The sequence below is a fragment of the Streptomyces sp. NPDC048516 genome (genome assembly GCF_043199875.1).
GTDB lineage: Bacteria > Actinomycetota > Actinomycetes > Streptomycetales > Streptomycetaceae > Streptomyces.
In genome coordinates, this window is record NZ_JBICWS010000022.1 from 45,118 (window position 1) to 60,061 (window position 14,944).

At 69.7% G+C, this 14,944-nt stretch carries 9 protein-coding genes and 3 pseudogenes; 3 read left to right on the forward strand and 9 right to left on the reverse strand.

Annotation, left to right across the window (positions count from 1 at the left end):
* A pseudogene (locus tag ACGFR7_RS31800) lies at window positions 1–259 on the forward strand (hypothetical protein); the annotation flags it as partial.
* A 74-nt stretch (window positions 260–333) separates the two neighbouring features.
* Here the strand turns inward: ACGFR7_RS31800 and argF are convergent.
* From argF to ACGFR7_RS31815, 3 genes are all read right to left on the reverse strand, one after another.
* Window positions 334–1,338, reverse strand: coding sequence for an ornithine carbamoyltransferase (gene argF, locus ACGFR7_RS31805; protein ID WP_393325835.1), 1,005 nt, complete (start codon window positions 1,336–1,338; stop codon window positions 334–336).
* Window positions 1,339–1,584: 246 nt separating this feature from the next.
* Window positions 1,585–2,820, reverse strand: a complete 1,236-nt coding sequence (locus ACGFR7_RS31810) for an arginine deiminase (RefSeq protein WP_350254934.1) — start codon at window positions 2,818–2,820, stop codon at window positions 1,585–1,587.
* Window positions 2,821–2,946: 126 nt separating this feature from the next.
* The gene (locus ACGFR7_RS31815) at window positions 2,947–5,421 is read right to left on the reverse strand and encodes a polynucleotide kinase-phosphatase (protein WP_393325837.1); all 2,475 of its coding nucleotides are present in this window, start codon (window positions 5,419–5,421) and stop codon (window positions 2,947–2,949) included.
* 360 nt (window positions 5,422–5,781) lie between these two features.
* On the opposite strand from ACGFR7_RS31815, the gene ACGFR7_RS31820 reads away from it, so the two are divergent.
* Window positions 5,782–6,585: a class I SAM-dependent methyltransferase gene (locus ACGFR7_RS31820; RefSeq protein WP_393325839.1), complete on the forward strand. Its 804-nt coding sequence runs from the start codon at window positions 5,782–5,784 to the stop codon at window positions 6,583–6,585.
* A 101-nt stretch (window positions 6,586–6,686) separates the two neighbouring features.
* Window positions 6,687–6,925 (forward strand): annotated as a pseudogene (locus tag ACGFR7_RS31825) (transposase family protein); the annotation flags it as partial.
* A 73-nt stretch (window positions 6,926–6,998) separates the two neighbouring features.
* Here the strand turns inward: ACGFR7_RS31825 and ACGFR7_RS31830 are convergent.
* From ACGFR7_RS31830 to ACGFR7_RS31855, 6 genes and pseudogenes are all read right to left on the reverse strand, one after another.
* Window positions 6,999–7,409 (reverse strand): hypothetical protein, encoded by a 411-nt coding sequence (locus ACGFR7_RS31830; RefSeq protein WP_393325841.1) that lies wholly within the window; start codon window positions 7,407–7,409, stop codon window positions 6,999–7,001.
* Entirely contained in the window at window positions 7,406–9,553 is a 2,148-nt protein-coding gene (locus tag ACGFR7_RS31835; protein ID WP_393325843.1) for an integrase, read from the reverse strand. The genes ACGFR7_RS31830 and ACGFR7_RS31835 overlap by 4 nt, the downstream gene beginning before the upstream one ends.
* Window positions 9,550–11,280, reverse strand: coding sequence for a hypothetical protein (locus ACGFR7_RS31840; protein WP_393325845.1), 1,731 nt, complete (start codon window positions 11,278–11,280; stop codon window positions 9,550–9,552). Before ACGFR7_RS31840 ends, ACGFR7_RS31835 begins: the two co-directional genes overlap by 4 nt.
* Window positions 11,277–12,809, reverse strand: coding sequence for a site-specific integrase (locus ACGFR7_RS31845; RefSeq protein ID WP_393325847.1), 1,533 nt, complete (start codon window positions 12,807–12,809; stop codon window positions 11,277–11,279). The genes ACGFR7_RS31840 and ACGFR7_RS31845 overlap by 4 nt, the downstream gene beginning before the upstream one ends.
* Window positions 12,793–13,080, reverse strand: a pseudogene (locus ACGFR7_RS31850) (AAA family ATPase); the annotation flags it as partial. The gene ACGFR7_RS31845 and the pseudogene ACGFR7_RS31850, both read right to left, overlap by 17 nt.
* Before the next feature lie 191 nt (window positions 13,081–13,271).
* Window positions 13,272–14,876, reverse strand: coding sequence for a 3' terminal RNA ribose 2'-O-methyltransferase Hen1 (locus ACGFR7_RS31855; protein WP_393325849.1), 1,605 nt, complete (start codon window positions 14,874–14,876; stop codon window positions 13,272–13,274).
* Window positions 14,877–14,944: the final 68 nt, after the last annotated feature.

Below are 14,944 nucleotides of genomic sequence, written 5' to 3' on the forward strand. Positions count from 1 at the left end.
CACGAGCGCGGATGCGGGCACGAGCGCGGATGCGGGCACGAGCGCGGATGCGGGCACGAGCGCGGATGCGGGCACGAGCGCGGATGCGGGCACGAGCGCGGATGCGGGCACGAGTGCGGATGCGGGTGAGGACCATGACCGCGGCCGTGGACTGCTGCTGATCCGGTTCCTCAGCTCCGCCTCCGGCTGCCGCCCCACGCCCCGCGGCAAAGCCGTCTGGTTCACCCTGCCCGAGCTGCGGCGCTCACACCGCGGCTGACACCGCCCCCGCCCGATAGCCCGGCAGGCCGACAGACCGGTAGCCGGGTAGCCGGGTAGCCCAGTAACCCGGCTCTACCGGCCGAGCGTCGCGACCAGCACCGCCTTGATCGTGTGCAACCGGTTCTCCGCCTCGTCGAAGACGACCGAGTGCGCGGACTCGAAGACCTCGTCGGTGACCTCCAGCGACGACAGCCCGTGCCGGGCGTGGATCTCCCGGCCCACCGCGGTGCCGAGGTCGTGGTACGCGGGCAGACAGTGCAGGAACTTCACCTCCGGCTTGCCGGTCGCGCGCAGCACCTCCATCGTGACCGCATACGGGGCGAGCAGCGCGATCCGCTCGTCCCACACCTCCTTCGGCTCCCCCATGGAGACCCAGACGTCGGTCGTCACGAAGTCCGCGCCGCGCACGCCCTCGGCAACGTCCTCGGTGAGCGTGATGCGGGCGCCACTGGCCTCGGCGAGCCCCTGTGCGCCGGCGATCACCGTCTCGTCGGGCCAGAGCTGCCGGGGTGCGACGATCCGTACGTCCATTCCGAGCAGGGCCCCCGTGACGAGGTAGGAGTTGCCCATGTTGTTGCGTGCGTCGCCGAGGTAGGCGAAGGCGGTCTCGGACAGGGGGCGGCCCCGGCCGTGCTCGACCATGGTCAGCACGTCGGCGAGCATCTGGGTCGGGTGCCAGTCGTCGGTCAGCCCGTTGAAGACCGGCACTCCGGCGTGTGCCGCCAGCTCCTCGACGTCGGAGTGGCGGCTCCCGCGGAATTCGATACCGTCGAACATCCGGCCGAGGACCCGGGCGGTGTCCTTCACCGACTCCTTGTGCCCGATCTGCGAGCCGGCGGGGTCCAGGTAGGTGGTCGAGGCGCCCTGGTCCGCGGCCGCGACCTCGAAGGCGCAGCGGGTCCGGGTGGAGGTCTTCTCGAAGATCAGGGCGATGTTCCGGCCCTGGAGACGAGGGACCTCGGTGCCAGCGCGCTTGGCTGCTTTCAGCTCGGCCGCCAGGTCGATCAGTCGGCAGAATTCCTCGGCGCTGAAGTCCAGCTCCTTGAGGAAGTGGCGGCCGGTGAGGTCTATCGCCATGGGTGGGCTCCTGGTTCGCGGCGTGGGAACGGACTCAGACTCTGGAATTATATACGCGCCCTTGCATCTCTATACGAGGCCGTCGCCCCGTACACCCGACGCCTCTCCCATGGAGCAGGGTCACGCCCCGTGGAAGGGCGCCCGTGGAAGGTCATCCATCGACGGGACACCCATGGAAGGGGTACCGGGTGACACTCCCCGGACGGCTCCGGGGTCATGCCTTGCCGGACTCATCCGGGTTCACGCTCAGGCTGCCCCCGGCACCGCGTCCCGCGCCACCGGACAGCTCATACAGCGCGGCCCTCCGCGTCCGCGCCCCAGCTCGCTCCCCGGAATCGTGATCACCTCGATGCCACGCTTGCGGAGAAAGGTGTTCGTGGTGACATTGCGCTCGTACGCCACCACCACGCCCGGCTCCACCGCCAGCACATTGCAGCCGTCGTCCCACTGCTCACGCTCCGCCGAGTGCACATCCTGGGTCGCGGTCAGCACCCGGATGTCGGACAGGCCCAGCGCGGCCGCTATGGCACGGTGCATATGCTCCGGCGGATGATCGGTGACCTTGAGGTCCTGGTCGCCCGAGCCCGGCTCGATGGTGTACGAGCGAAGCATCCCCAGCCCCTCGTACTGGGTGAAGGTATCCCCGTCGATCATGGTCATGACGGTGTCGAGATGCATGAAGGCCCGGCGCTTGGGCATGTCGAGCGCCACGATCGTGCGCGCCGAACCCGCCGCGAACAGCCCCCGCGCCAGCAGCTCCACGGCCTGCGGAGTGGTGCGTTCACTCATTCCGATCAGCACCGCGCCACTGCCCATCACCAGGACGTCGCCGCCCTCGATGGTCGAGGGGAAGTCCGCCTGCCCCTCCGACCAGACATGGAAGTCCTGGTCACGGAAGAGCGGGTGGTGGCGGTAGATCGCCTCGTAGTGCACGGTCTCCCGCTGCCGGGCCGGCCAGCGCATCGAGTTGATCGAGACCCCGTCGTAGATCCAGGCCGAGGTATCGCGGGTGAAGAGGTGGTTGGGCAACGGGCCCAGCAGGAAGTCGTCGAGATCCATCACATGGAAGCGGACCGAGGTCGGCTCGGCATGCCGCTCCAGGAACTCGCGCTTGGTCATGCCGCCGACCAGCGCTCCCACCAGCTCCGGCACCGGCAGTTCCTCGAAGGCCGCCCGCAGATGCCCCGTGGCCAGCGGCCCGTACTCCTTCTCGTCGAAGACCCGGTCGAGGACCAGCTTCCGCGCCACGGGGATCTGCAGGCTCTCGGCGAGCAGATCCCCGAAGAGGTGCACCTCCACCCCCCGGTCGCGCAGCACGTCCGCGAACCCGTCGTGCTCGGCCCGCGCCCTGCGCACCCACAGCACGTCGTCGAAGAGCAAGGCGTCCTTGTTCGAGGGCGTGAGCCGCTTCAGCTCCAGATCGGGGCGGTGCAGGATGACCCGGCGCAGCCGCCCGGCCTCGGAGTCGACTTGGAATCCCATCCACCCATCTTGGCCGCTCGGACGGCTCGGCGGAGGGAGTCGGCGGATGTCGGGTCGCCCGGGGGCGGGCGGCGTGACGGGCCGGGGGCGCTCCTCCCCCGTGACCCGTACGCCGCTTCGGCCCTTCTACAACCGTGGGTCCACCGGCTCCGACTCCAGCGCGAGCACCGCGAAGACCGCCTCGTGCACCCGCCACAGCGGTTCGCCGTCCGCCAGCCGGTCGAGCGCCTCCAGGCCCAGTGCGTACTCGCGCAGGGCCAGCGAACGCTTGTGGCCCAGATGACGGATGCGCAGGCGCGCGAGGTTCTCCGGGCGGGTGTACTCCGGCCCGTAGATGATCCGCAGGTATTCGCGGCCACGGCACTTGACGCCCGGCTGGACGAGCCGTCCGTCACCCTGCCGTATCAGCGCCTGAGCCGGCTTGACCACCATGCCCTCACCACCGTCGGCGGTGAGCCGCAGCCACCAGGCGGTGCCGGCCGCGACCGACGACTCGTCCTCGGTGTCGACGATGATCCGCCGGGTCGCGGCGAGCAGGCCCGGCCGCTGCGGGGTGCCGTCGGCCGCCGCGCCGTCGTCCCGGGCCGTCACCACGGCCTCCGCCGCGATGAGCCGGTCGATCAGCGCCAGCTGGTCGGTGTGTGCCAGCCCGGCGAGGCTGCGGCCCCGCGCCGCGAGAATCTGGAACGGCGCGAGCCGCACACCGTCCGGCGCACCGGGCCCCGCGCCCCGGTCCGACCCGTCGGCGGCGCCCTGCGGAGCCACCGGTTCCACCCCGACGCGCCAGCAGTAGCGCCGGTACGCCTGGGTGAAGGCCGCAGCGTCCACGGCCCGGTCCCGCTGCCGGTCGAGCAGCGCAGACACCTCCACCCCGCGGGCGGCCGCCGCCTCCAGCGCACCGAGCACGCCCGGGAACGCCGCTCCGGACGCCGCGCCCACGGCCGCGTACTGCTTGCGCACCAGACCGGTGGCCTTCAGCGACCACGGCATCAACTCGGCGTCCAGCAGCAGCCAGTCGGTCTCCAGCTCCGCCCACAGACCGGCCTCTTCGACACAGTCCCGGACCCGCCGCAGGATGCGTCCGGTCATCTCCGGATCGTCGAAGAACGGCCGGCCGGTGCGGGTGTACAGGGCGCCCGGCACCCCCTTCGGCACCCCGAGGGGGGTACCTCCCGTGCCGTCGGGGCCATGGGGGAACGCCGCGGCCACCGTCTCGTCACGGCATACCAGGACCACGGCACGGGAGCCCATGTGCTTCTCCTCGCACACCACTTCCCGCACCCCGTCCGCGCGGTACCCGGCGAACGCCTCCGCGGGGTGCTCCAGGTACCCGTCCTCCGCCGAGGTCGCACACGGCGCCATGGTCGGCGGGAGGTACGGCAGCAGCCGCGGGTCGATCGCGAAGCGGCTCATCACCTCCAGCGCGGCCGCGGCGTTCTCCTCTCTGACCGCGAGCCGGCCCATGTACCGGGTCTCCACGATCCGCCGCCCCGCCACATCGTTCAGGTCGAGCGGACGGCCGTCCGCCCCGCCGGGCGCCTCCGTGGCGAGCGGTTTCGTCGGCTCGTACCAGACCCGCTCGGCAGGGACGTCCACCAGATCGCGCTCCGGCCAGCGCAGCGCGGTCATCGCGCCGCCGAAGACACAGCCGGTGTCCAGGCAGAGGGTGTTGTTGAGCCAGTTGGCGCGCGGGGTGGGGGTGTGGCCGTAGACGACGGCGGCACGGCCGCGGTAGTCCTCGGCCCACGGGTAGCGCACCGGCAGGCCGAACTCATCGGTCTCGCCGGTGGTGTCGCCGTACAGCGCGAAGGAGCGCACCCGGCCGGACGTCCGGCCGTGGTACTTCTCCGGCAGCCCGGCGTGGCAGACCACGAGGCTGCCGCCGTCCAGGACGTAGTGGCTGACCAGACCGCGGATGAACTCCCCGACCTCGGTGCGGAAGGCGGGGTCCTCCTTCTCCAGCTGCTCGATGGTCCCGGCGAGCCCATGGGTGGGCTGGACCTTGCGGCCCTTGAGGTAGCGGCCGAGCTTGTTCTCGTGGTTGCCCGGCACACACAGGGCATGCCCGGCTCCCACCATGCCCATCACCAGACGCAGCACCCCGGGGCTGTCCGGCCCACGGTCCACGAGGTCGCCGACGAAGACCGCGGTACGGCCCTCGGGGTGTACCGCATCCACGGCCCGGCCGTGTCCGTCGCGCACCAGCGCATAGCCCAGCCTGCCGAGCAGGGTCTCCAGCTCGGAACGGCAGCCGTGGATGTCCCCGATGATGTCGAACGGGCCGGTGAGATGCCGCAGGTCGTTGAACCGCCGCTCCGTGACGACCTCGGCCGACTCCACCTCCTCCGGCCCGCGCAGGAGGTGCACCCTGCGGAAGCCCTCGCGCTCCAAGTGCCGCAGCGAACGGCGGAGTTCACGCTGGTGACGCTGGATGACCCGGCGGGGCAGCCCGGCCCGGTCGGCGCGCGCGGCGTTGCGTGCGGCGCAGACCTGCTCGGGTACGTCCAGGACGATCGCCACCGGGAGTACGTCATGCTCCCGGGCCAGCCGCACCAGCTGGGCGCGCGCCTCGGACTGCACATTGGTCGCGTTCCCTGTCAAGTTCTAATGTTCACGTCGAGCGAATCCCGGCGGGGCCGTGAACGCGGGTGCTCACGGCAGGTCGCTGACGGCTCTTCATCCGGACGCGGGGTTTCGGCAATCGGTTTGGATGGCTGTGCCTAAAGTGCTCCGCAGTGAACGCGCGCTGACCGGCCGCAGTCCCCATCGTGGGCCGATGGGGCGCCGGTGGAGTAGGGACCTGCGTCGGTGCGGCGTGCCGCGGTTTCCCACGAAATCCGGTGGAGTCTGAGCAGCCGGAAGTGGTTGGGTCCTGCTCAATGCTTCGCTGATACGGCCCGGCACAGTGCGAGGCGCAAGGTCCGAATCGCAGGCGCGGTCTAGCCCGCGTGTCGTCGAGTGATGGAGGTTATCGCGGTGGCTGGTTATGGGGCGCTTTCTGACGTATACGAGTGGCTGATCGGGGACGACAGGTTGACCCCCGCCAATGCAGCCGCGGTTTATTACAGCGATGTCGTGGGCTCTCTGCCGCCCAACGCGCGCGTCCTCGACTGCGCGTGTGGAACCGGCCAGCTCGCCGTCGGTCTCGCGAGTCTTGGCCTTGACGTGGTCGCCGCAGATGCCAGCAGTGGGATGGTTCGCCGGACCGAGAAGGCCGCCGACGAGCAGGGTGTTTCGCTTCGAGCCCTCCGCGCGAGCTGGGACGAGCTGCCCGACCACCTGGAGGACTCCACGTTCGATCTGGTGTTCTGCGTCGGCAACTCGCTCGGGCACGCCGAGGGCGCAGCCGGGCGCCTGACCGCACTGGAAGTGATGTCGCGACTGCTGAATCCGGGCGGACGTCTTGTGCTCCACTCACGCAACTGGGAGCTCGTGCGCTCCGCCGGCTCACGGGTAGAGGTCCGTGATCGACTCATTCGCCGCAACGACCGCGATGCGATCGTCAGCTACTACTGGCAGATCGAGCAGCGCTGGGAGCAGGAACACTTCCTCGAGATCGTGGTGGCCCAGATCGAGCCGGATGGGGCAGTGCGAGCCAGCTCGGAGCGATTGTCCATCTGGCCCTACCGGTACGAGGACCTCGTGGCGCAGTTGCGCAGTGTCGGGCTCACGGTGCAGTCCACCACCTTCGACCCCGAGAGCGATGGATACCTGGTGGTCGCCAGCCGCGACCAGGCGCGAGGCAGGTCTGAGCCGGCGCGCTGATCCGCCTTTCGTCGTTGTCGTTGCCGACCTGTGGGCTCGCGACCGCCTGCAGCGGGTTCTTCGCGAAGTGTTCAGCGCTTGAAGCGGTTGCTGCGGGTGCGGTCCCCGCCGCGCTGGCTTCCGAGCTGCGGACCGCGGTCTGCACGGCGTCCACCAAGGCCTTCGTGACCCTGGACGGCACTCTGCTGCCGATCGACCGAATCGCGGCCGACCGGCCCTTCCACTCTGGGAACCATGAGAAGCACGGCATGAACGTGCAGATCATTACCGATCCCGCCGGACGATGGTGTGGGCACCGCCTGCACTGCTCGGCACGGTCCACGACATCAAGGCCCCGCGCCGCTCACCCCCGCTGTCACTTCGAAGCAGTTCCCGCAGTCACGCACAATGACAGCCCTGGGAGCTGGACGGGTTCATGCCTTCGGCGGGCGGAACAGAACGACGTTGTCCGGTTCAAGTGCGTGTCCTGCTTGCCTGTCGTCCTCTTGAGTGAGCACAGCGCTGGCGAGGGCGAGCCTGGTCACCTGTCGGCGGAGCTCTTCGATCTCGGTTCTCTGATTGGCAATGGTCTTCTTCAGCTTGGTGACGGTTTCCCGGAGTCGTTTCTCGGTCTCCGGGACTTGGCGGGTTTCGGCGCGAACGCGTTCGTAAAACTCGTTCTTCAGGTCGACGTGGCGTTTGAGGAGAGCCATGCGGTGGACGTCGGCCTCGGCGGCGAGGGCGACGATCGTGAGGCTGCCGTTGGAGGCGGTGGCTTGTCCGGTCAGGAGCCGGTCCATAGCCTCGCGGATGCGGGCGCGTTCGTCCCGGTGCTGCTGGTTCATGTGAGGGCCTCGGCGGAGTGTGCGGTGGCGTCGTGGGCGGCGGCCGTCTCGCGGAGTCGGTTGGCGTTGGCCCGCAGGCGCTTGCTGACTGGTCCGGGGGCGTGGGCGGCGAACTGGTCAAGTTCGCCGGCGCGTTCGCGGAGTTGTCGGGCGTGGGTGTCAGTGCGGACGGTGTTGCCGCAATTGGGTCGGCAGTCGTACTGACGTGGGGCGGTCGCGCCGGGTTCTGGTTCGCAAAGCGCGTTGTCGTGCTTGAAGGCGCAGATCAGGAACGCATCGGGGTTGTCGTAGAGCACGATGCCGTCACGGGCGAGGAAGGCGCTGGCTTTCCTGGCGAAGGTGCGGAGGACGATGCGGCCCTCGAAACGAGGGGTGTGGGCGGCGGCGGTCAGGGCCCGGCGGGCGGCGGGCCCTGAGACGTTCTCTCCGGCGGCGACGCGGTCGCGCAGTCGGGCTGCGGTGTCGGCGGCGGCGAGGGCCGTTTCGACGTCGAGAATGGCGTGGATGCCTCGGCGGCCGCGGGCGCCGTAGCCGCTGGAGGTGCGGGCGTCGAGGACGGTGCGCATGTGCCCGTACTGAATGGCGAGCGCGATCAGTCCTCCGGGGCGCCGGGCGACATGCCAGGCCAGGGACCTTCTGAACCGGCTCAGTCCGATCGCGCCGTGGGGGTCGTCGGGGATGGTCTCGCTGGGGAGGCCCTGCGTCTCGGCCTCGCGGTTCACCCAGTTCACGAAGGACTCGATGCGCAAGGTCAAGGTGGCCTTCTTCAGCGCGCCCGCGTAGCTGTGGCTGGAGCGGAATGCGTGGTGGGCGGCGCTCAGGAGGAGTTCGCCCTCGGGGACTGTGCGTTCCAGCACGCGGATGGCGCGGACTACCGGTGTGATCGCGACCCAGGGCACTTGGCGGACTTCGCCTGCGGAGATGTGGTTGCCGTCGTCGTCTGTGACGTTCTTGTAGTGGTGGCTGTGGATCAGGTGCCGTCCCTCTGTGCCGTCGGCGGTGGGTTCGGCGTCGGGGCAGCAGCCGGAACGCAGCCCCTGCACCTCCTGGGGACGCATCCCGGTCAGATAGAGCAGGATGATCGTCGCGGCCGTACCCAGGTGCCGCATGAGCTCGGCGGCCTCGTTGAAGTCCACGTGCTCGCGCCAGGGCTTGCCGTTGATCTGCCCGGCGACCGCCACCCGCAGCGGGCAGGGCCCTGGTCGTGCTGCGGCGATCTCTGCGAGGCCGTGCTGCTGGACGAACCTCGATACCTGGCCGCGGTTCGAGCCGGTGAGAGCGGCGATGTAGGTGGTGGCCATCTGGATCTCGCGTTTCTCCGAGCTGGCCGGCAGCGGGTGACCCGCTCGCGCCATGGGCAGCAACCACTCCTCCAGCGCGGCCCATCCGGCCGGCGAAGCCTTCGTGGCGGCGGTGACGGCGATCAGACGGCGGCGTTCGGCCCAGGCCGCCAGGATGTCGTCGGCGAAGTCGTCGACAAACCGGATGGCCCAGATCAACAGCGGCCCGAGAACCAGTGGGTCCAGCGGTTCCGTCGCGTTCTCCCCGCCGGGGGCTGTACCGGTTGCGGGGAGGAAGTCGTCGACTCCTTCGGTCTCCCACGGAGGCCGGGTGATGCCCGATGGTCGTGCGCTGAGCTGGTCGAACGCCCACAGGTTCGCCAGCCGGACGCAGATGATCGCCGCGGTGTCGCGGGACACCTGGTGCAGACGCTCACGCGCGTAGGCCCGCCATTCCGTCTCGGTGCAAGCCCCCAGGCTGGTGATCTGACGCTCGTGCAGCCAGCGGGCGAGCCGCATCCACTCCAGACAGGTGGCGAGCATGTCCGGGGCACCCGAGCGGGACCGGGCCTGGACTCCTCGGGTTTGGAGGTAGGTGGGCCTCAGCTGGCCGTTGAGCATCGTCCAGGCCGCGAGTTTCACCTGGTCACACAGGGGTTCCGGACAGTTCTTCCAGTGGAGCTTGACCAGGCCCGTGCCGGGGTTGTCGATCAGCGGGGCCATGGACCAGATGGCGTCCTGGTAGCGAGAGTTCGGGTGCGAGTTGCCCGGACTGATCCACTGGGGCAGCACCACGGGGCTGTCCGGGGCCGGCATGGCCAGCACGTACGTGTCGATCTCGGCAGCGGCGCCGACGGCGGTCATGGGGTGAGATCTCCCTTCACCAAGAGGTGGACCAGGGCCCGGTCCTCGTCGTTCACGCGGGCGAGCGCCGCGTTCCAGGCCGCCGGGCCGACCTTGTCGCGCAGGTCCTCAAGGCGGAGCACGTGCTCCCTCCAGTGCTCGTTCCAGGTGCGGTCGGGCAGGACGGACCGAAGGCTGTGCAGCTTTTGGTGCAAATGGGCGAGCCGGGGGTGATGGCCGGGGTGGACCCGGGCGTTGGGGCAGGCCAGGCAGAGCAGGAAGTCCGCGCCGCAGCCGCCCTTCGCGTCGGGCCAGGGGCTGGCCGTCTCATCCGCGCAGTCCGCGGTCACGGTCTGCTCGTGGCCGGGGGCCGGGGCATCGGCAATGTCGCCGACGAAGACCACGGCCTGGGCCTGTTCGAGGGCCTCGCGAGCACCGGCTTCGAAGACGCTCCGTGAAGCGTGCTGAACATGCTCGTCGGGCAGCACGTAGATGCTCTGATGAGCGCCCTGGCTGTGCTGAAGGGGACGGCCTTCCCGCGTCACCGTCGTCCTGCGCGCCCTCTGGAACGGAGATCCGCCCAGGTCATGCGTGGTCCACCACAGCTGGGCGTCACCGTTGCCGATACCGAAGGCGCAGGGGCCCACCGGGCGGGGTCGTTCCGTGCGTTGGTGCCTCCGCTTGGGGTAGTGCATCCGCGCAACCATCAACAGGTTGTTGTCGGGCGCGAGACGATGAACCAGGGCCCGTCCATGTGCGGTGGCTTCCAACGCCTGAGTGATCAGTCTGCCGGAGGAGTCGGCTCCGGAGTCGGTGATGTTCTCCGTGGAGAACCATCGACCTCCGCCCTGCCTGCGCTTTTCGATCTGAACCTGATAGGTCACCGTGGCCGTCGATCCGGCGGACGGGGCGGTGGTCGGGGCTGGCAGCCGGTCGTAGACGGACAGGTTCCAGCCGAACCGGTCGGTCAGCAGCACGCCCAGCGCGGTGAGTTCGGAACGTGACAGGAAGAGCCTGCCCCACGTGTTCTCCGGGCTGGTGCCGCCCAGCAGCGCACGGTCCTTCACGAACTCCCCGCTCGGCATGACCGCGTGCGGGACGTAGCCGGTCTGGGCGAGGTGATCGAGCACCTGGCCCAGTCGCCAGTCTCGGCTGCCTTCCTCCAGGTCACCGGCCCGCCACCTCTCCAACAGGATGGTGTTCTCGCGGATCCGCAGCAGAGCGGTCCGAAACTGCCGCTGGGCCACCCTCAGGACCCGCTCCCGCTCCTCCTTCCCGTACGACTGCTTGATCGGCACGGTCTTCGGGATGCGCCGGGCCAGTTCTTCCCCCACCGGCCCGCCCGCCAGGCGCGGATCGGCCCGCAGCAGCGGCCGAACCTGACGCAGCACGTTCTTGCCGCTGTTGGTGCCGACATGCCTCGCGCGCCAGCGCTTGAGCATGGCGATCGTCAGGTCCCCCAGGTCCTGCGGGGGATGCTCCAGCTCGGCGACGAACCGCGCGAACATCTTCACCGTGATCCAGGAAGCCCGTGCGGTCTCGTGACTGTTCCAACCCGCAGACCGGATCGCGAAGACCGCGGCCAGCGACCGCTGCATCGCCGCGGCGACGGGCAGCTCGGCGAAGTCGAACGTCATCTCGAACCCGGCCTTGTTGACGACCGTCACCATAAGCCCGTCGGGCGCCAGCGGCGGCTCGGTGCGGTGATCCGCCGGCGGCAGGACGGCCCGCCGTCCCCGCCCGGTCACCGGGCCGCCTCAAGGACCGCGTCGAGGTCCTGGATACCCTCCGACTCCCGGGCGAGCCGGGTGAACACACCGTCCAGGTCCTCGACCTGCTGTTCCTCCTCGCCGGCAGGTTCTGCCGCGGCCAGGATCGACTCCAGTTGCAGGTGCGCGACCGGCGCGAGGTAGTGCCGTTTCGTCACCTCCACGTCCGCATGACCGAGGAGGGTCTTCACCAGCCACCACGGATCGCCGAAGAGCATGGCGAAGTCCCGCCGGTCCGCGGCCGAGAGCCCATAGCGGGTCTCCACCAGCTGGTTCAGCAAGACCAGCATGTAGAGGGCCATCGAATGACGCGCGGCGTGCGGCGTGGCGTACGGGCTCTTGCCGCGCACCTCCGCAAGCCGGAAATTCCGTTCGACCTCCCGTTCTCCCACGGTGAGCAGGACTTCTTCGCAGCGCAGATTCGCCGCTCTGAACACTCCGTTCCACCGGTCCGGGGCCATCGGCAGGCCCTGCTCGGTCAGCCACAACCACGCCGGCTCCGGCCCGTCCGGGCCCTCCAGGAACAGCCACTGCCGCTCGCGCCATCCCAGGCGGCTGAGGTCTTGCTCACCGACGGCGCCGTTCGCGTCGACCCACTCGATCTTGGGCCTCAGGCCCCGCGTCACCTTCGTGACCAGCCGCATCATGGGCAGCCGCTCGTAGCGGCCTTCCGCCTGGGCGCGTTGCACCGCCCACGCGCGCTCCGACTCGACGTATGACTCGGCCTGGCCGACCGCGTCCACCGACACGTAGAAGACCCGGCTCTGCTTCGACCGGGTGACCGCCGCGGCGACGCGGCCATGGCAGTAGCGGCCGAACCGCAAGCGCTGGCTGGGCAGTTCGAAGGTGAGCAGCGAACCACCCTCCTGCCGGCGCAGGCCAGAGCTGAGCAGCAGCTGCACGAAGCTGGTGTTGCGCAACTCCGTCCGCGACTCCCACCCCGGCGCCGGCATTCCTGTACGGCTGTGGCCGCGGAGCCCGATGTCCGACCACAAACCCCAGGTCCGAGGCGTCAGCCACAACACCCGCGAGCTCACCGAGTCCGCCGCCCGGTCCCCTCGCCGCACGATGTCCACCGGCATCGGGGACACCTTCGCCCACCGGAACAGCTTGGTGAACGCGGCCGCCTCCCGGTTCCACTTCGTCCCACCGATCCGGCGCGGATTCTGCGGAGCCCGGCATCTCCAATGCCGGTAATCCGCCAAGTCCTGCCGCGTCGCCTGCCTCCACGGAACCTCACGCGAGGACAGGAAAGTCAACAACGGCCGGATATCCGTCGCGTAATTCCGCTTGGTCTCCCGCTCCAGATCCCGGAATTCGACGGACCGAACGAAATCCAGCAGATCCCGGTCCACCATTCCGTCCGGACCCACGAACACCGGATCACCCGGCCGCAGACCGATCCGGGCGACCTCGGCCGGCAGGTCCTGAACCCCCAGAACCCCCTCAGACGGCAGCAATCCCCACTGCCCCGGATCGGGCACCCACACCACGTTCCACTCGTGCAACTGACGCCTCCCCTGACGCTTGAACACGCCCAATCATCAGGGAAGTCGCGTCCACGACCGTCAGCCGCCCGGCGGCCAGCCGCTTGGCCGCGATGAAGTGCAGCACCTCGAACGCATCCCCACTGGCGCTCTGGTCGTTCTCGTCGTCGCTGACCAGCCCCCGGCAGAAGTCGGAGGAGAGAACTTCGGTCGGCCGGAAGTGCCGGGCGGCAAAGGTCGATTTCCCGGACCCGGTGGCTCCGACCAGCACCACGAGCGAGAGGTCGGGCACGCCAAGCGTGCGCCCCGCCGGCTCGGGCCGCGGCCCCGGCTCGAACCGGGGCTCCGCCGCGGGCCAAGGCTGCGGCTCCGGCTCCGGCCGGGGCGGCGGCTCCGGCCCGCGCTCCCGCGTTGTCCTGTCCCTCTGCCGGTCCTCGTGCGCGTGCTGCTCTTCGTCCCCGTACTCCGTACGCCCGTCGTCCGTCATGCCCCGACCCCCTTCCCGGTCGTCGATGTCCTCCTGTGTTCACGGTTACCGCTGTCTTCACGATTGCCGCTGTCTTCACAGGTGCCGCCTTCACAGGTGCCGCCGTCTTCACGGTTGCCGCTGCTTTTACGGTTGCCGCTGCTTTTACGGTTGCCGCTGCTTTCACCGTGGATACGGAAGTGCGCGAGCTGGGTGGGCGGGCCGACCTCGGGGTCGTCCGGGCCTACCGGGGCAAAGCTGACTTCGTAGCCGTGCCGTGCGGCGACCTCCCGCGCCCACTGCCGGAACTCCTCCCGTGTCCACTCGAAGCGATGGTCCGCATGCCGGGCCTGGCCGGCCGGCAGCGACTCCCAGCGCACGTTGTACTCCACGTTCGGCGTCGTCACCACGACGGTCCGCGGCCGGGCCGACCCGAACACCGCATACTCCAGTGCCGGCAGCCTCGCCGGATCGACATGCTCGACGACCTCGCTGAGCACCGCCGCGTCATAGCCCTCCAGCCTGCTGTCCGTGTACGCCAGCGACCCCTGTACGAGGCGTACGCGCTCCGACTGCCGTTCGGGCAGACGATCCAGCCGCAGCCTGCGCCGCGCCTCGTGCAACGCGCGCATCGACACATCCACGCCGACGATCTCGGTGAACTGCCCTTCCTTGAGCAGCGCACCGACCAACTGACCCGGCCCGCAGCCCAGATCGAGCACCCGCGCCGCCTTGGCCGAGCGCAGCACCGTGAGGATCGCTTCCCGCCGCCGCACGGCGAGCGGCACCGGCTTCTCCTCCGTGTCCGCCTCCTCGTCCACGGCGTTGTCGATCACCTCGGCGGCCACGTCGTCCGACTCGGCCAGCCGCTCCAGCTCCAGCCGCTCCATGGCCTGACGCGTGAGCGACCAGCGGCGCGCGAGGTAGCGTCCGACGATCACCCGCTGCTCCGGGTGGTCCTCCAGCCAGCCCTCTCCGGCCCGCAACAGCTTGTCGACCTCATCCGGCGCGACCCAGTAGTGCTTGGCGTCGTCCAGCACCGGGAGCAGCACATACAGATGCCGCAGCGCCCCCGCGAGAGTGCACTCCCCTTCCAGGACGAGCCGTACGTAGCGCGAGTCACCCCACTCCGGGAACGTCTCGTCCAGCGGCAGGGTCTCGGCCCGCACCGTCCAGCCCAACGGCTCGAACAGCTTGCGCACCAGCGCCGCACCGCCCCGGGCGGGCAGCACCGGCACCTCGATGCGCAAGGGCATCGTGCGCGTCACCAGTTCGGGCCGCGCCGTGCACTGCCCCTTCATCGCGCTCGCGAAGACACTCCTCAGCGCCACCGCCAGCAGCGACGAGGCCGCGTACGGCCGGTCGTTCACATACTGCCCCAGCGCCGAATCCGGAGCGCCGCCGCGGCCCTTCCCCCGGCTCCGGCGCACCAGGGCGATGGGGTCCACCTCCAACAGCAGTGCGGCCGTGCACCGTTGAGCGTCGGCCTCGGGGTAGAGGACATGCGCGGTGCCGTGCGACGTCGAGAACTGCTGCGCCTTGTCAGGATGCTTGTGCAGCAGGAATCCGAGGTCGGTCGCGGGCCGGTCGGCGCTGCCGGTGGTGGTAATCGTCAGGAACACGCGTCCGAGTATTGCCGTAGTACGCCCCGATCCACACCGGATTTCCGGCGGCGCCGCCCGACGCCCGC